Annotated in this window: 18 protein-coding genes and 1 tRNA gene; 11 read left to right on the forward strand and 8 right to left on the reverse strand. The window is 63.9% G+C overall.

The window, feature by feature from the left end; all coding sequences use genetic code 11:
- The first annotated feature begins 262 nt into the window (after window positions 1–262).
- Entirely contained in the window at window positions 263–1,111 is an 849-nt protein-coding gene (locus QTH97_RS01750; RefSeq protein ID WP_286566263.1) for an EamA family transporter, read from the forward strand.
- Here the strand turns inward: QTH97_RS01750 and QTH97_RS01755 are convergent, their stop codons facing one another.
- The gene (locus QTH97_RS01755) at window positions 1,112–3,382 is read right to left on the reverse strand and encodes an arginine/lysine/ornithine decarboxylase (protein WP_286566264.1); all 2,271 of its coding nucleotides are present in this window, start codon (window positions 3,380–3,382) and stop codon (window positions 1,112–1,114) included.
- A gap of 109 nt (window positions 3,383–3,491) precedes the next feature.
- On the opposite strand from QTH97_RS01755, the gene QTH97_RS01760 reads away from it, so the two are divergent.
- The 3 genes from QTH97_RS01760 (at window position 3,492) to QTH97_RS01770 (ending at window position 5,039) form a co-directional block, all read left to right on the forward strand.
- Window positions 3,492–3,923, forward strand: a complete 432-nt coding sequence (locus QTH97_RS01760) for an NfeD family protein (protein ID WP_286566265.1) — start codon at window positions 3,492–3,494, stop codon at window positions 3,921–3,923.
- 33 nt (window positions 3,924–3,956) lie between these two features.
- Window positions 3,957–4,889: an SPFH domain-containing protein gene (locus QTH97_RS01765; protein ID WP_286566266.1), complete on the forward strand. Its 933-nt coding sequence runs from the start codon at window positions 3,957–3,959 to the stop codon at window positions 4,887–4,889.
- Between the two features lie 59 nt (window positions 4,890–4,948).
- A tRNA-Ser gene (locus tag QTH97_RS01770) sits at window positions 4,949–5,039 on the forward strand.
- A gap of 29 nt (window positions 5,040–5,068) precedes the next feature.
- Here the strand turns inward: QTH97_RS01770 and QTH97_RS01775 are convergent.
- From QTH97_RS01775 to QTH97_RS01785, 3 genes are all read right to left on the reverse strand, one after another.
- Window positions 5,069–5,314: a hypothetical protein gene (locus QTH97_RS01775; RefSeq protein ID WP_286566267.1), complete on the reverse strand. Its 246-nt coding sequence runs from the start codon at window positions 5,312–5,314 to the stop codon at window positions 5,069–5,071.
- The gene (locus QTH97_RS01780; protein WP_286566268.1) at window positions 5,292–6,116 is read right to left on the reverse strand and encodes a hypothetical protein; all 825 of its coding nucleotides are present in this window, start codon (window positions 6,114–6,116) and stop codon (window positions 5,292–5,294) included. The genes QTH97_RS01775 and QTH97_RS01780 overlap by 23 nt, the downstream gene beginning before the upstream one ends.
- Window positions 6,117–6,214: 98 nt before the next feature.
- Window positions 6,215–6,544, reverse strand: coding sequence for an XRE family transcriptional regulator (locus tag QTH97_RS01785; RefSeq protein ID WP_286566269.1), 330 nt, complete (start codon window positions 6,542–6,544; stop codon window positions 6,215–6,217).
- 462 nt (window positions 6,545–7,006) lie between these two features.
- Here QTH97_RS01785 and QTH97_RS01790 point away from each other — a divergent pair, with 462 nt between their 5' ends.
- Window positions 7,007–7,396 (forward strand): response regulator, encoded by a 390-nt coding sequence (locus QTH97_RS01790; RefSeq protein ID WP_286566270.1) that lies wholly within the window; start codon window positions 7,007–7,009, stop codon window positions 7,394–7,396.
- A 61-nt stretch (window positions 7,397–7,457) separates the two neighbouring features.
- On the opposite strand, the gene QTH97_RS01795 is transcribed toward QTH97_RS01790, so the two are convergent.
- The 4 genes from QTH97_RS01795 to QTH97_RS01810 form a co-directional block, all read right to left on the reverse strand.
- Window positions 7,458–8,663, reverse strand: coding sequence for a branched-chain amino acid ABC transporter substrate-binding protein (locus QTH97_RS01795; RefSeq protein WP_286567067.1), 1,206 nt, complete (start codon window positions 8,661–8,663; stop codon window positions 7,458–7,460).
- Window positions 8,664–8,788: 125 nt separating this feature from the next.
- Window positions 8,789–9,205, reverse strand: coding sequence for a hypothetical protein (locus QTH97_RS01800; protein WP_286566271.1), 417 nt, complete (start codon window positions 9,203–9,205; stop codon window positions 8,789–8,791).
- The gene (locus QTH97_RS01805) at window positions 9,205–9,642 is read right to left on the reverse strand and encodes a DNA polymerase III subunit chi (protein ID WP_286566272.1); all 438 of its coding nucleotides are present in this window, start codon (window positions 9,640–9,642) and stop codon (window positions 9,205–9,207) included. The genes QTH97_RS01800 and QTH97_RS01805 overlap by 1 nt, the downstream gene beginning before the upstream one ends.
- The gene (locus QTH97_RS01810) at window positions 9,639–11,132 is read right to left on the reverse strand and encodes a leucyl aminopeptidase (protein WP_286566273.1); all 1,494 of its coding nucleotides are present in this window, start codon (window positions 11,130–11,132) and stop codon (window positions 9,639–9,641) included. Before QTH97_RS01810 ends, QTH97_RS01805 begins: the two co-directional genes overlap by 4 nt.
- A 21-nt stretch (window positions 11,133–11,153) precedes the next feature.
- On the opposite strand from QTH97_RS01810, the gene lptF reads away from it, so the two are divergent.
- The 6 genes from lptF (at window position 11,154) to QTH97_RS01840 (ending at window position 16,174) form a co-directional block, all read left to right on the forward strand.
- Window positions 11,154–12,263: an LPS export ABC transporter permease LptF gene (gene lptF, locus QTH97_RS01815; protein ID WP_286566274.1), complete on the forward strand. Its 1,110-nt coding sequence runs from the start codon at window positions 11,154–11,156 to the stop codon at window positions 12,261–12,263.
- Entirely contained in the window at window positions 12,260–13,366 is a 1,107-nt protein-coding gene (lptG, locus tag QTH97_RS01820; RefSeq protein WP_286566275.1) for an LPS export ABC transporter permease LptG, read from the forward strand. The genes lptF and lptG overlap by 4 nt, the downstream gene beginning before the upstream one ends.
- A gap of 2 nt (window positions 13,367–13,368) precedes the next feature.
- On the forward strand, window positions 13,369–13,734 hold the full coding sequence (locus QTH97_RS01825; protein WP_286566276.1) for a sirohydrochlorin chelatase: 366 nt from the start codon (window positions 13,369–13,371) through the stop codon (window positions 13,732–13,734).
- Between the two features lie 63 nt (window positions 13,735–13,797).
- Window positions 13,798–14,739: a CysB family HTH-type transcriptional regulator gene (locus QTH97_RS01830; RefSeq protein WP_286566277.1), complete on the forward strand. Its 942-nt coding sequence runs from the start codon at window positions 13,798–13,800 to the stop codon at window positions 14,737–14,739.
- A complete protein-coding gene (locus QTH97_RS01835; protein ID WP_286566278.1) occupies window positions 14,736–15,905 on the forward strand; it encodes a pyridoxal phosphate-dependent aminotransferase in 1,170 nt (389 codons plus the stop codon). The genes QTH97_RS01830 and QTH97_RS01835 overlap by 4 nt, the downstream gene beginning before the upstream one ends.
- Before the next feature lie 110 nt (window positions 15,906–16,015).
- A complete protein-coding gene (locus QTH97_RS01840; protein ID WP_286367752.1) occupies window positions 16,016–16,174 on the forward strand; it encodes a DUF3309 family protein in 159 nt (52 codons plus the stop codon).
- Window positions 16,175–16,228 lie beyond the last annotated feature (54 nt).

The raw sequence follows: 16,228 nt of genomic DNA on the forward strand, positions 1-16,228 counted from the left end.
TACGGAGCCGCGAGCGTTTTGGATTCAACGCCGGGCAATTCGCAGCGTGTACTTGTCGGCCGTGCACAATCCGCAAGGGTCACCCTCCCCATCGCCGCCACCCACCGCAAGCTGATCCATCAGCTTCGCTGGTCCGGCGGCCGAACCTCACACCCGAATCGATGACCGTCTTTCCCGCGAAACCCCGACGACCACCAAGCCAGCCGTCAACGCTGCGCTGCAGTTCTGAGTGGCCGGCCCTGTGGCATTGACCGGACCGATCGTGTTCGCAGTCCTGTGCGGCGCGCTGCTGCATGCGGGCTGGAACGCGTTGATCAAGTCCGGGCGCGACAAGGCGCTCGACACCGCGCTGATCCACAGCTTGGGCATCTTCGTGGCGGTGCCCCTGATCTTCGTTACCGGTCTGCCGGCGCCTGTCGCGTGGCCTTACATGATCGCCTCGATGGTGATCCACCTCGGCTACTACATCGCGCTGGCCGGCGCCTACAAGCACGGCGACCTGGGGCTCACCTACCCCGTCATGCGAGGCTGCGCGCCGCTGCTGGTGGCCATGGGCAGCATGGCCTTCATCGGCGAAGGCATCTCGGCGGCCGCCTGGGCAGGTGTCGCGATCATCTGCGTGGGCGTGGTCACCCTTGGCCTCTCCCGCTCGGCCTTGCACGGCGGCGATGAAGCGCGGCGGCGCAAGGCGCTCGGCTTCGCGCTGGTCAACGCCGCCATCATTGCGCTCTACACCGTGATCGACGGCCTTGGCGTTCGCGCGTCGGGGGACGCGTTCGCCTACGTGGCGGCGCTGTTCCTGTTCGACGGAATACCCTACCTCCTGCTGGTACTGTGGCGGCGGCCGGGCCAGCGCCGTGCAGCCATCACGTACATGGCGAGCCGGTGGAGGATCGCCGCGATCGGCACCTTCGCCTCGCTGGGCAGCTACGGCATCGCGCTGTGGGCGATGACCCACGCGCCCGTCGCTGTCGTCGCGGCCCTGCGCGAAACTTCGGTGCTCTTCGCCGCGCTGATCGGCACCCTCTTCCTGCGCGAGGCCTTCGGCTGGCAGCGAGCCGCCGGCACGGCGATCATCGTGGCCGGCGTGATGATCCTGCGCCTGGCCTGATCAGGCTGCGCGAACGCAATCGGCGTAGTAGCGCTTGCGGCCCGTCTCGTCGATGCGCCCCACGAGTCCGTGAATGTCGGTCTCGAATCCCGGGCACTCGGTATTGAACTCGCGCGCGAACTTCAGGTAGTCGACGATCTTCTTGTTGAAGACCTCGCCCGGAATCAGCAGCGGGATGCCCGGCGGGTACGGCGTGATGAGGCTGGTCGTAATGCGCCCTTCCAGGTGGTCGATCTCGACGCGCTCCGTCTTGCGGTGCGCGATGTGCGCGAAGGCGTCGCTCGGCTTCATTGCCGGAGTGAGATCGCTCAGGTACATCTCGGTGGTCAGCCGCGCAACATCGAAGCGCGCGTACAACTCATGGATGTGGTGGCACAGGTCGCGCAGCCCGAGGCGCTCGTACTTCGGATGCGCCTGGCAGAACTCCGGCATGATCCGCCACATCGGCTGGTTGCGCGCGTAGTCGTCCTTGAACTGCTGCAGCGCCGTCAACAGCGTGTTCCACCGGCCTTTGGTGATGCCGATCGTGAACATGATGAAGAAGCTGTAGAGCCCCGTCTTCTCGACGATCACGCCATGCTCGGCCAGGAACTTGGTGACGATGCTGGCCGGGATGCCGGTCTTCGCGAACTTGCCGTTCAGGTCCAGGCCCGGCGTCACGATGGTCGACTTGATCGGATCGAGCATGTTGAAGCCGTCGGCCAGCTTGCCGAAGCCGTGCCACTTCGCGGTGCGTGATTCGCCCTTGATGATCCAGTCGTCGGCGCGGCCGATGCCCTCGTCGACCAGCTTCTCGGGGCCCCAGACCTTGAACCACCATTCGTCCTTGCCGAACTCGTCCTCGACCTTGCGCATCGCGCGGCGGAAGTCCAGCGCTTCGAGGATGCTCTCCTCCACCAGCGCGGTGCCGCCGGGCGGCTCCATCATCGCGGCCGCGACGTCGCAGCTCGCGATGATCGCGTACTGCGGGCTCGTCGACGAGTGCATCAGGTAGGCCTCGTTGAACAGGTCGCGGTCCAGCGCCCGGTTCTGCGAGTCCTGCACCAGCACGTGGCTCGCCTGGCTGATGCCGGCCAGGAGCTTGTGGGTCGACTGCGTGGCGAACACGAGCGATTCCTTCGGCCGCACACGGCGCTTGCCCATTGCATGGTAGGCGCCATAGAACGGGTGGAAGGCGGCGTGCGGCAGCCACGCTTCGTCGAAGTGCAGCGTGTCGACGTAGCCGTCGAGCATGTTCTTGATGGTCTCGGTGTTGTAGATCACGCCGTCGTAGGTTGACTGCGTGAGCGTCATCACGCGCGGCTTGACCTTGTTCGCGTCGACATGCGAGAGCAGCGGGTTGGCGGCGATCTTGGCCTTGATCGCCGCCGGCTCGAACTCGCTCTTCGGGATCGGGCCGATGATGCCGAAGTGGTTGCGCGTCGGTTTCATGAACACCGGAATCGCGCCTGTCATGATGATCGCGTGCAGGATCGACTTGTGGCAGTTGCGGTCAACCACCACCACGTCGTCCGGCGCCACCGTGTGATGCCACACCATCTTGTTGCTGGTGCTGGTGCCGTTGGTTACGAAGAAGCAGTGGTCGGCGTTGAAGATGCGCGCCGCATTGCGTTCGCTCGCCGCGACCGGCCCGGTGTGGTCCAGCAGCTGGCCCAGTTCCTCCACCGCATTGCAGACGTCGGCGCGCAGCATGTTCTCGCCGAAGAACTGGTGAAACATCTGGCCGACGGGGCTCTTCAGGAAGGCCACGCCCCCGGAGTGCCCCGGGCAGTGCCATGAATACGAACCGTCTTCCGCATAGTCGATCAGCGCCTTGAAGAACGGCGGCTGCACGCCTTCGAGGTAGCTCTTGGCCTCGCGGATGATGTGGCGCGCCACGAACTCCGGCGTGTCCTCGAACATGTGGATGAAGCCGTGCAGCTCGCGCAGGATGTCGTTCGGGATGTGGCGCGACGTCTTGGTTTCGCCGTAGATGTAGATCGGCACATCGGCGTTCTTGCGGCGAACTTCTCCGATGAAATTGCGCAGGCTCAGCACAGCCGGGTCGAGGTCAGGGCCGACCGAGAACTCCTCGTCGTCGATCGACAGGATGAAGGCGCTGGCGCGGCTCTGCTGCTGCGCGAACTGGCTCAGGTCGCCATAGCTGGTGACGCCCAGCACCTCGAAGCCTTCGCTCTCGAAAGCCTGCGCGAGCGCGCGGATACCGAGCCCCGACGTGTTCTCGGAACGAAAGTCCTCGTCGATGATGACGATGGGAAAGCGAAATTTCATGTGCGGGGCTCCCGACTGGCAAATAGGCGCGAAGTGTACGGAATTCAGATGAAGGCGCTGGTCAGCTTTGACACAATCCCTTCAACCTACAACAAAGAGAGGAATCGACATGGCGAGTTCCACCATCTGGTGGTTGATAGCAGGGGCCGCCGTCGTGGCCGAACTGCTGTCCGGAACGGGCACGGTCTACCTGCTGCTGATGAGCGCCGGCTTCGCTGCGGCGGCATTGTCGGCGCACGCAGGCGCCGCGCTCGGCACCCAGTTGATCGTGGCGGCGGTCGTGAGCCTCGGGGCGGTGATCGGCTGGCATGCAATCCGCCGCAAGCGCCCGCCCGAACCGCCGACGGGCGCCAATCGCGACGTCAACCTCGATATCGGCGAAAGAGTCCACGTCGACGCCTGGAACGCCGATGGCACCGCCACCGTCCGCTACCGTGGCGCGCAATGGACTGTCGTGGCTCGCGACGGGAGCATGTTGACAACGGGCGAGCACAAGGTCGCCGAGGTGATCGGCAGCCGCCTCGTCGTCGAAAAGATCTGAATCAGAAACCACAAGAAGGCAGGAAAGCAACCCATGGAATTCGCAGTCGTCCCCCTCGTCATCCTGGTGATCGCCGTGATCGTCATTACCCAGTCGATCAAGTTCGTGCCGCAGCAGAACGCCTGGGTGCGCGAACGCCTCGGCAAGTACCACGGCACCATGACACCCGGGCCCAACTTCCTGATCCCCTTCATCGACCGCGTGGCGTACAAGCACAGCCTGAAGGAAATCCCGCTGGACGTGCCGAGCCAGGTCTGCATCACCCGCGACAACACGCAGCTGCAGGTGGACGGCATCCTCTACTTCCAGGTCACCGACCCGATGCGGGCGAGCTACGGCTCGTCGAACTACATCGTGGCCGTGACCCAGCTGGCCCAGACGTCGCTTCGCAGCGTGATCGGCAAGCTCGAACTGGACAAGACCTTCGAGGAGCGCGACATCATCAATTCCCAGATCGTCTCCGCAATCGACGAGGCGGCGCTCAACTGGGGCGTGAAGGTGCTGCGCTACGAGATCAAGGACCTGACGCCGCCGAACGAAATCCTCCACGCGATGCAGCGGCAGATCACGGCCGAACGCGAAAAGCGCGCACTAATCGCCGCATCAGAAGGCCGTCGCCAGGAACAGATCAACATCGCCACTGGTGAGCGCGAGGCCTTCATCGCACGCTCAGAAGGCGAAAAGCAGGCGCAGATCAACAATGCGCAGGGCGAGGCGGCCGCCATCACCGCCGTGGCCGAAGCGACCGCGGGCGCCATCGAACGCATCGCCGCCGCGATCCGGCAGCCGGGCGGCGAGCAGGCCGTGCAACTCAAGGTGGCCGAGCGCGCGGTCGATGCCTACGGCAAGGTCGCGGCAGACGCAACGACCACGCTGATCGTGCCGAGCAACATGAACGAAACCGCCGCCCTGATCGCTTCAGCCATGCGGATGGTGCAGGCCGGCAAGACGTCCGTCTCAGCTTGATCGCTTTCGACGCAGACGCCCGGGGAAACGGTTTCCGCCACTGCTACAATCGTGGGCTCGGAGCGGTGGATGAGCGGTTTAAGTCGCACGCCTGGAAAGCGTGTGAGGGTTAATAGCCCTCCGCGGGTTCGAATCCCGCCTGCTCCGCCAGATGGCCCTTACGGGCCATTTTTTTTCGTTCAAGCTGACCCAAACCGCCCTGCCCAGTAGGTCATCTCGCCGGCGTACAGCTTGGACAGCATGGCTCGGCTGCTGGCATGAATGTCGTCGATGATCGCCATCATCACGGCCAGCGCATAACCTCTTGCCGTACACGTCCCCCAGTGCGAAGCAGCGATCACGCTGTCCAGTGCGAACAGAGCCTGGCAGACCGACAGGAATTCACGGTCTAGCCACTGGCGATCAGCTTTGGGCCATTGCCACAAGACTCCTGCCTGAACCAACAGGCTGCGATGCCGCAGGTGCCGAAACCGGTTGTGTGGTGCCAGATCGCTTGAGAATCGAAAGCTGGCCGCCATTGGACAGAGTGATGTAGTTCTCTCTCGACTTGACGACAAGAGGCATGGCGGTTTTTCCGGGCCCGAGCGGATAGAGCCTGTTCGTGGACTTGGCGTACGTAAACATTACGGCGGCACCATCGGCCACGACTTCAAACTTGTTCTCAACAAAGTTGTAGCAGGTACCGTCATCGGGAGCGGAGGTTCCTGCCGCCAAAAAGGCACCGTTGAGAACCGAGAACGTACCGTCTGCGTTGATCTGCACTTTCCCCGTTGGTTGCATCGCACAAGTACCGGAGGCAGAGCCATCCGACGTGTTGCCGGGCAGATTCACGATGTCCCAAACCCCTACGAGGGTCTTGGAGAGGTTGACGGCAATCTCCTTGTCGAGCGCGTCTTGCAGGTTGCTTGCGGACAGGCCGTTGGAGGCGTTTTCGAGCGATACGTTGGATGCAAGCACTTTCACGTTGTCCGGCAACTGGCTGGCCTGCACACGGATAAAACCGTCCTTGCCGGCGGCGACTTGCGTGCCGGACTTCAACACGATGTTGGATGCCTTGACGGTGCCGTTTGAGTTGCCGCTGGCCGTCCCGCTCGATGAGCCGCCTGCCACTGCTTGTTCGCCCGAGCCACCGCCACCTCCGCATCCGACGAGAAGCATGGAGACCGCAAACGCGACGGAAACGGACGACCCCAGTGCGGCGGTGAACGTGCGATGGACCTTGGACATTTGGGGTTTCCTTGAAAGCGGGCGACATCACCCACGCATACACTCAGCTGCGGTGCATGCGTCGACGTCTGTCGTGGTGCCCCAGTGGGGCTCAAGCCTCAGGAGGCTTCGTTGCGCTGGCGATAGCGCGATTCGGGCCGGGGCGGTGGCTCGGCGTCCATGTTCCAGCGCGCACCGAAGCTCGCCATGTACGCCACGATGCGCTCGACCTCTTCATCGCTGAGCACCTGGAATGCCGCCATGAAGAACGCTCGCGTCACGCTGATCTCGCGCGGGGTCTGTCCGCCCGTGTGCTTTCGCCACTGCTCCGGCTGCACTGCGAACAGACGCGCCATCTCATAGGCCGTGAGGCCAAACTGCTCCTTGAGCACTTGGAGGTCTTTCGGCGTTGGCGCGCGGTACTCGGTGACCGGAGGCGTGATTCGCATGGTTTTCGCCCGGCTGTCGCTGGAGCCCGTCACTTGGCCCTTGCAGCGGGGAATGCCTGATTCATCGGTTACGTCCTTGAAGGGTTGAGGGCGCTGCGCTACGCTGCACCACAGCATGAATCTTACCGACCTTTTAGGTCGCCAACTGAATAGTTGAGCGGAAAGGTCCGTGAACCAATGCGCGGTTCGAGCAGATTCAAGTCGCGGGGCGACAGGGCCACTGACAATGCTGCGCCTTGCCCGGTGCGAAGATGGGTTTCGCCGCAATTCACGAGAGACTCGGCAGTGTCCACCTGCATCAGGAACGTCTTGAAAGCCCCGCTCGTCGGGGCTTTCTTGTTGACATCCTTTTCGACCGCGCGGAACTTCGTCTGCTTTCTCCTACGTGACGGCGCGGCCGAAGCGCATGGATTTCCGCGCGTAAGGCGCTAGCCTTGCGGACTTGCACTGGCAGGAATTCGCATGGCCCTCTTCACATTCCTTGTCGAAGACAACAGGACCATCCGAGACAATTTGATCCCCGCACTGGAGGACTTGGCCGACGCCACGGTCGTGGGCCTCGCCGAAACCGAGTCTGAAGCGGTCGCCTGGCTCAACTCCCGTCCCGACGATTGGCAACTCCTCGTCGTGGACCTGTTTCTCAAGGAAGGCTCGGGACTGGGTGTGCTTCGCAACTGCATGAACCGCCCGGCTTCGAAGCGCGCCGTCGTACTCAGCAACTACATCAATGCCGACATCCGGGCACGGTGCATGGCGCTGGGTGCGGACGCGGTGTTCGACAAATCGAGGGAGCTCGAAGCCTTCTTCGACTATTGCAACGACGGCAAGCGCGCGCATCCACGAACACGGTAGCGGTTTCAGCGCGACCATGAAAAAAGGGCCCGAAGGCCCTTTTCCGTTTTCAGCGTGAAGCTCAGCGCACCACGGCGATTTGCGTACGCGCACCATTCTTGTAGGTGTACAGCGTCAGCGCACCGTTCTTGATGTCGCCCTTTTCGTCGAACGCGATCGGACCGGTCAGGCCCTTGTATTCGACCTTGCTGACTTCAGGGAGGTACTTCTCGGGATCCGACGAACCAGCCTTCTGCATCGCGGCAGCCAGCACTTGCACGGCGTCGTAGACGTACGGTGCATAGATCTGGACTTCAACGCCGTTCTTTTCCTTGAACTTGGTCTTCCAGGCATCCAGCGGAGCCTTGAAGTCACCGTCCACGCCACCGGCTTCAGCGCACACCACCATGTCTTCGCCGATCGCATCGCCAGCCAGCTTGGCCAGTTCGCCGGTGCACAGGCCATCGCCGCCCATGAACTTGACGTTCATGCCGAGCTGCTTGACCTGCTTGAGCATCGGGCCACCGACGGCGTCCATGCCGCCGAAGAACAGCACGTCGGGCTTGGCACCCTTCAGCTTGGTCAGGATGGCGTTGAAGTCGGTCGACTTGTCGGTCGTGAATTCGTGGCCGACGATGGTGCCGCCGGCGGCCTTGGCGGCCTTCTCGAATTCTTCGGCAACGCCTTGGCCGTAAGCGGTGCGGTCGTCGATCACGGCAATGTTCTTGCCCTTGAGCGTTTCGACTGCGTACTTGCCCAGCGTGCCGCCGAGTTGCGTGTCGTCGGCCACCACGCGGAACGTGGTCTTGAAGCCCTGGCGCGTGTACTTGGGGTTGGTTGCCGACGGCGAGATCTGCGGGATGCCAGCGTCGCTGTAGAGCTTGGAGGCAGGGATCGTGGTGCCGGAATTCAGGTGACCCACAACGCCATTGACCTTGCTGTCGACCAGCTTCTGGGCGACCGCGGTGCCTTGCTTCGGATCGGCTGCGTCGTCTTCGGCGAGCAGTTCGAACTTGGCAACTTTGTCGCCGATCTTGATGCCCTTTGCATTGAGGTCTTCGATGGCCATGCGTGCGCCGAACTCGTTGTCCTTGCCGAGGTGGGCGATGGCGCCGCTGGTCGGTGCAACGTGACCGATCTTCACGACGAGCGCTTCAGCCGGAGGTGCTGCCGGTGCGGGCGCCGCTGCAGTCGGTGCGGAAGCAGCGGGTGCAGCTGCTTCTTCCTTCTTGCCACAGGCCACAAGCGCGAGAGCAGCCAGTGCGACCGCAGTCCATTTCAATTGCATGGGAAACCTCCAGAACATTGATAAATAGAGAGTTGAAAACCGGTCTTTCGATCCAGGCACGAAGACTGAGCAAATATCGCGCCGCGGATGCGCAGCGCCCTCGCGCATTCGACCCGGCGCGCAGTTTAGCCCAAGGATTGCGGGCCGAAAGCTGGCGTAGACCCTGTGTTGTCGGAAAGCTCTCGGGCCAAAGCTTCGCTCACCAGCGCACGCAAAACCGCTTCGATTTCGGCGCGTAGACCGGGGATCATCCTGTCGAGATGTTGCTGAACGGCGGCTGACACCGCATCGCTCACGCGCTCCTCGAGCGACAGGTCGACACGCTGCAGAACGCGGTGCAGCAATTGCTCTTCGAGCCGGAAAGCATCGGTTTCCGAAAGCTTGGCCTGGGGGGTCAGCGCAACCGCGTGCGAGGGCTCGATCACTGCGGGCGCCGGCGCCGGCGAAGGTGCCGGCGCTTCAACGGCGGGCGCTCCTTCAGGCGGCAGTTCGAGCACCGTCGTCAGGGTCGGCACGAAGCGTGGCGGGGTGCGCTGCGTCATCAGCTTGCACTCCCGCCATAGGGGTGGGTGCGAATGGCATACCCACGGTCCTTGTAGTGCCGCCAGCGCGTGCGGCCCGCGAGCTTGTCGGCGTCGTCGCTGCTGACGATGTCGATCAGCCGCTCGAAGCGCTCGAACCTCGCGGGCAGTTCGGCACCGAGATTCACGAGGATGGGCCGATCAGGCAGCGAGGCCTCGCCGCTTTCGGCAAGCACAACCGGCGATCGCGCCACGACGTGAGCGTCGTCATGGATGCGGCAGTGCGGGATGAACTCGGTCGGCATCAAGGTCCACAGCGATTGGTCGACAGCGTCCAGCGTGGCGGCGTCGGCGACCACCACCAGACGCGCGCCGTGCGCGGCGACCGCCTTGCGAAGCAGCCGGCAGGCGTAGCCCACCTTGTCCGGCATGTTGTAGTGGCCGTCGATTTCAGTCACGCCGCCGACCGGGTCTTTCTGGCCTTGCGCGCGGGCGACTTCGCATCGCTCTTCCGGCTCTGGCCCAGCAGGTAGTTCAGCAGCAGGCCCACGGGCCGGCCGGTGGAGCCCTTGCTCGCGCCGCTCTTCCACGCGGTGCCTGCGATGTCCAAGTGCGCCCACGGAAAATCGCTCGTGAAGCGCTGCAGGAACTTGGCGGCGGTGATCGCACCGCCCGCGCGCCCGGCGATGTTGGCGACGTCGGCGAAGTTGCTCTTCAGTCCCTCTGCGTAATCGTCGTCCAGGGGCAGGCGCCAGCAGCGATCCTGCGACTCCTCACCGGCGGCGGCCAGCGCGCCGGCAAGGGCGTCGTCGCCCGAGAACAGACCGCTGCGCACGCCGCCCAGCGCCACAACGCAGGCGCCGGTGAGCGTCGCGATGTCGATCACGGCCGTGGGCGCGAAACGCTTGGCGTAAGTGAGCGCGTCGCACAGGATCAGGCGCCCTTCCGCGTCGGTGTTGAGCACCTCGATGGTCTGCCCGCTCATGCTGGTCACGACGTCGCCAGGCTTGACGGCGTGGCCGTCGTTCATGTTCTCGCAGGAAGGCACCAGGCCGATCACGTTGATGGCCGGCTGGATGTCGCCGAGCGCGCGAAACACGCCCAGCACGCTTGCCGCGCCGCACATGTCGAACTTCATCTCGTCCATTTCGGCGGCGGGCTTGAGCGAAACGCCTCCGGTGTCGAAAGTGATGCCCTTGCCGACCAGCACGACCGGCGCCTGGTCCTTGGGCGCGCCGTGGTAACGCAGCACGATGAAGCGCAGCGGCTCGGCCGACCCCTGTGCGACCGCAGAGAAGGCGCCCATGCCGAGCTTGGCGACTTCCTTGGGGCCGAGCACCTCGCACTTGATGTTCGGCAGTCCGGCCAGTTCCTTCGCCGCATCGGCCAGCAACGTGGGAGTGCAATGGTTGCCGGGACGGTTGCCCCATTCCTTTGCCAGTTCGATGCCCGCGACGGTCGCGGTGGCTTCATCGAAAGCCTGCCGCAGCGGCCCTGCATCCGCCACGCCGATGCTCAGGTGACGAATCGTCCGCGCCTCGGCTTTCGACTTGGTGGTGGTGTAGACATAGCTGGCGTCGGCCGCCGCGATCACCGCACCGCCGACCCCGGCCGCGTCCGCAGCCTGCGCGAACACGATGGTCACGCGCTTGGGATTCGAGCCCTTCGCCGCGTTGACGGCCGCGATCACGGTAGAGCGGACCGACGAGGGGCTGCCATCCCCCACCGACGCCAGCACCACGCGCGGCGCGCTCACGCCGGCCGGCCGATACACGGCGAGCAGTTTGCCGGCCTTGTCGGGCAGATCGGCAGACTTGCGGGCGTCGGCGATCAGTGTGGAGAGCGCATCCTTGGAGGTGCTGGATCCGGACGCCACGAGCACGATGAGCACATCGCATTTTTCCGTGGCAGCCTGGGCGATGGAGAGGGTCTTGAGTTGAAAGTCCATAATCCTTTTTTTCCCTCGACGATGTTATTCCATTCCTCTATACGCAAGGAGCTGTCGCGCAGCTTCGGGGCCACGCTGGTGGTTCTGGTCACCATCGTGATGACCATGATGCTGATCCGCACGCTCGGACTGGCGGCCAAGGGCAGCGTGAACCCCTCCGAGGTCTTCCTCGTGATGACCTATACCGTGCTCGGCTACATGCCGACCATCCTGGGCCTGTGCCTGTTCATCGCGATCGTCGGCACGCTCTCGCGCATGTACCGCGACAGCGAGATGGTGATCTGGTTCTCCGCGGGACGAGGACTGGCCGAGTTCCTGCGGCCCCTCTACCAGTTCGCATGGCCGATCCTGCTGCTCATCGCCGTGCTGGCGCTGGTCGGCTGGCCCTGGGCCAACTCGCAGACCCAGGGCATGCGCCAACGCTATGAACGCCGCAGCGACATCGAAAGAGTTGCGCCGGGCGAGTTTCGCGAGTCGTCCGGGCGCCTGCGCGTCTTCTTCATCGACAAGGACGCACCCGACAGCGCCACGGCGAACAACGTCTTCATTTCCTCCATCGAACGCAACCTGCAGATCATCACGTCCGCACGCAGCGGCCGGATGGAGGACATCGATGGCGTCCGCTTCCTGCTGCTGAACAACGGGCAGCGCCTGGAGCGACCGCTCACGCCGGACGCCATCAAGATCAGCGAATTCGAGACTTACGGCGCCAAGGTCGGCGGTCGCCTGAACAGTTCGCCGGACGCCGCCCCGGTGCGCACCCGCACCACGCTGACGCTGCTGCGCGACCCCACCATGGCCAATCGGGGCGAGTTGGCATGGCGCATCGGCATGCTGTTCGCCGCGGTCAATTTCGTCCTGCTGGCGTTGACGCTATCGAGTGTGAACCCGCGCGTCGGACGCAGCGGCAACCTGCTCTTCGCGCTGTTCGCCTTCGTCATCTACTACAACGTGCTCAACCTGGGTCAGAACTGGATCGGCTCCGGCCGCTTCAGCATGGGCGGCTTCATGCTGGCCCTGCATGGCGGCGCGCTGCTCATCGGCCTGCTCTGGCTGGCCAAACGACACTACAACTGGGGCCGCCCATCGCGCCGTTCCGGTTCCCCTCCCGCAACGACACCGCACGCGTGAAAACAATCCGTCGCCTGATCTATGTCGAGGTGGTGAAGGCGGTCGCCTTCGTTGCCCTCGGCTTCCTGAGCCTGTTCTTCTTCTTCGACTTCGTCGACGAACTGCAATCGATCGGCCGCCCCGAAAGTCTCGGCTACGGCGCCGGGCAGGCCCTGATCTACGTGACGCTCCTGATCCCCAGCCACCTCTACGAGTTGCTGCCGATCGCGGTGCTGATCGGCACCATCTTCGTGATGGCGAGACTCGCGCAAAGTTCGGAATACACGATCTTGCGCACCAGCGGTCTCGGCCCCTGGCGCGCATTGCGCACGCTGCTGTTGCTGGGCCTCGCCTTCGTGGTGCTCACCTTTGCCATTGGCGACTACATCGCGCCAGCCTCCGACCGGACGGCACAATTGCTCAAGGCACGCTTCCAGAACGTCTATTCCTTCGTCGGAAACACGGGAGCGTGGCTGAAGGAAAAGCAAGGCGAAAACTCCTACGCCGTCAACGTGGCCACCATGTCGCGCAATGGCATGCTGAAGGATCCGCGCATCCTGGAGTTCGGGCCGAACGGCTTCATCATGTCGCAGGTGTCCGCCGCCTCCGCACACACGGACGACGGCCATTGGACGCTGGTCGACGTGGAGCGCCAGGAGTACGACACGCGCGGCCCCGGCGAACCACGCATCGTCACGACCAAGATCCCCATGCTGGAGTGGCCGACCTCGCTGACCACCGAAATGGTGTCGGTCGCCCTGCTACGCCCGGACCGCATGCGCACGCTCGACCTGTTCGACTACATCCGCCACCTCGAGGCCAACGGCCAGACGGCCCAGCGCTATGAGATCGAGTTCTGGCGCAAGGTGTTCTATCCGTTGTCCTGCCTGGTGATGGTCGTGCTCGCGCTGCCCTTTGCCTACCTGCATTTCCGGCAGGCCGGCATCACCACCTATGTCTTCGGCGGCGTGATGATCGGCATCAGCTTCTTCCTGCTGAACAACGTCTTCGGCTACCTGGGCAACCTCGGCAACTGGTGGCCATGGATGACAGCGGCCGCGCCGGGCCTGATCTATTCAGTCATGTCGCTGGCCGCTTTCAGTTGGCTGGTGCTGCGGCGCTAGCCATGGCCTCGCAGGGCATCGTCCTTTTTGCGCACGGATCGCGCGACGAACGCTGGCGGGCCCCGGTGGAGGCCGTTGCTCGCCGGGTCGCGGAACTGGATCCGTCCGCCCGGGTCGCATGCGCCTATCTCGAACTGATCGAGCCCGATTTGCGCACGGCTGCCGCTCGGCTCGTCGAAGCTGGCGTGGATGCGGTCCGGGTCATCCCGCTTTTCCTCGGGATGGGCAAGCACGTGCGCGAGGACCTGCCTCGCCTGTTGGAAGACTTGCGCGCCTTGCATCCGGCGGTGTCGTTTTCGCTGAAATCTGCGGTGGGCGAGGAGCCCGACGTGATTGAATTGCTCGCTAGAAAGGCGTTGGATTCCTGAATTTCCGGTGATTTTCATAGACTCCGAAGGCATAATGAATGCCGAATTAAGACGGAATTTGTTATGAATCTTCACCAGTTCAAGTTTGTCCAGGAGGCGGTTCGGCGCAACCTGAACCTGACGGAAGCAGCCAAGGCGCTGCACACCTCGCAGCCGGGGGTCTCCAAGGCGATCATCGAACTCGAGGAAGAACTGGGCGTGGAAATCTTCGCCCGGCATGGCAAGCGCCTCAAGCGCGTGACCGAACCCGGCCAGCACGTGCTCGCCAGCATCGAGCTGATCATGCGCGAGGTCGGCAACCTGAAGCGGATCGGCGAACAGTTCAGCGCCCAGGACAGCGGCACGCTCTCCATCGCCACCACCCACACCCAGGCGCGCTACGTGCTGCCGGTGCCCGTGGCCAAGCTGCGCGAGGCTTACCCGAAGGTGAATGTCAGCCTGCACCAGGGCTCTCCCGATCAGGTCGCGCGCATGGTCATCGACGAAATCGCCGAGATCGGCATCGCCACCGAATCGCTCGCCGACTACGCCGAGCTCGTGACCATGCCCTGCTACGAGTGGCAGCATGTCCTGGTGCTGCCCAAGGGCCACCCGCTCGCCGACAAGGAACGCATCTCGCTGGAAGACCTGGCGCACGAGCCGATCATCACCTACCACCCCTCCTTCACCGGCCGCACGCGCATCGACCATGCCTTCGCGCAAAAGAAGCTCACGCCCCGGATCGCGCTGGAGGCCATCGATTCCGACGTCATCAAGACCTATGTGCGGCTCGGGCTCGGCGTCGGCATCGTGGCCGAGATGGCGGTGCGCGACGACTCCAACGCAGATCTGGTCGTGCGCCCGATGGGGCACATCTTCGGCGTCAACATCGCGCGCGTGGCGTTCAAGCGCAGCGCCTACCTGCGCAACTTCGTCTTCAAATTCGCCGAGCTGCTTTCGGAGCGGCTCGATCGCAACCTGATCGCCAAGGCATTGAGCGGTCACAACCAGGACTACGAATTGTGAGCACCGCGATCGCCGCCCGTACACCCGACGTCAAGACCAAGCTGCCCGCCGTCGGCACGACCATCTTCACCGTCATGTCGGCGCTGGCCGCCGAGAAGAACGCGGTGAACCTCGGCCAGGGCTTTCCGGACTTCGGTTGCGACCCGAAGCTGCTGCAGGCCGTCACCGACGCGATGGCGGCCGGCCACAACCAGTATCCGCCGATGCCCGGCATCCTTCCGTTGCGCGAGGCGATCGCCTCGAAGATCGCAACGCTGTACGGGCACAGCTATGACGCGCAGAGCGAAATCACCGTCACGGCCGGCGCCACGCAGGCGATCATCACCGCGATCCTCGCCGTGGTGCGTCCGGGTGACGAAGTCATCGTGCTGGAGCCCTGCTACGACAGCTACGTGCCCAACATCGACCTGGCCGGCGGCACTGTGGTGCGCGTACCGCTGACGCCCGGCACCTTCCGTCCCGACTTCGGCAAGATCGCGGCGGCGATCACGCCGCGCACGCGCGCGATCATCGTCAACACGCCCCACAACCCGAGCGCCACGGTGTGGACCGAAGCCGAGATGCGCCAGCTCGAAGAACTGCTGGCACCCACCGACGTGCTGGTGATCAGCGACGAGGTCTACGAGCACATGGTCTACACCGGCGCGCGCCACGAAAGCGCCGCGCGCTTCCCCGGCCTGGCCGCGCGGAGCTTCATCGTGAGCAGCTTCGGCAAGACCTACCACGTGACCGGCTGGAAGGTCGGCTACGTGGCTGCGCCCGCAGCGCTCACCGCCGAGTTCCGCAAGGTGCACCAGTTCAACGTGTTCACCGTCAACACGCCGATGCAGCATGCGCTCGCGAGCTACATGGCCGACCCGGCGCCCTACCTCGAACTGCCTGCCTTCTATCAGCGCAAGCGCGACTTGTTCGCGGCAGGCCTCGCAAAGACACGGCTCAAGCTCCTGCCGAGCGGTGGCACCTACTTCCAGTGCGTCGACATCAGCGACATCAGCGACCTGGGCGAGTCGGATTTCTGCCAATGGCTGACGAGCGAGATCGGCGTCGCGGCCATCCCGTTGTCAGCCTTCTACGGCGACGGATTCGACCAGCGCGTAGTGCGCTTCTGCTTCGCCAAGAAGGACGAAACGCTGCAATCGGCCATCGAGCGGCTGGCGCGGCTCTGACACGAATGGTAGGAGAGTCCTGACCGCCGGAGGGCGCCCCTTCCGGCGATGGATTCGACCCCCAGCCCTGACCATGGACTCCTCAAAACATTCCGCCCTAGGAGAAGTCCATGTCTCTCTCGTTGATTCTGCTGATCGTCCTCATTCTGCTGCTGGTGGGTGCACTGCCGAGCTGGGGCTACAGCCGCGGCTGGGGCTATGGGCCAAGCGGCGGGCTGGGCCTGGTGCTGCTGGTCGTGATCGTGTTGCTCCTCATGGGGCGCATATAAGGCCCACGCGCTTCACATTCACTGGAAAAGCCCGCTTCAGCGGGCTTTTTTTTC

The sequence above is a fragment of the Variovorax gracilis genome, assembly GCF_030317115.1.
In the GTDB taxonomy this organism is placed as follows: domain Bacteria; phylum Pseudomonadota; class Gammaproteobacteria; order Burkholderiales; family Burkholderiaceae_C; genus Variovorax; species Variovorax gracilis.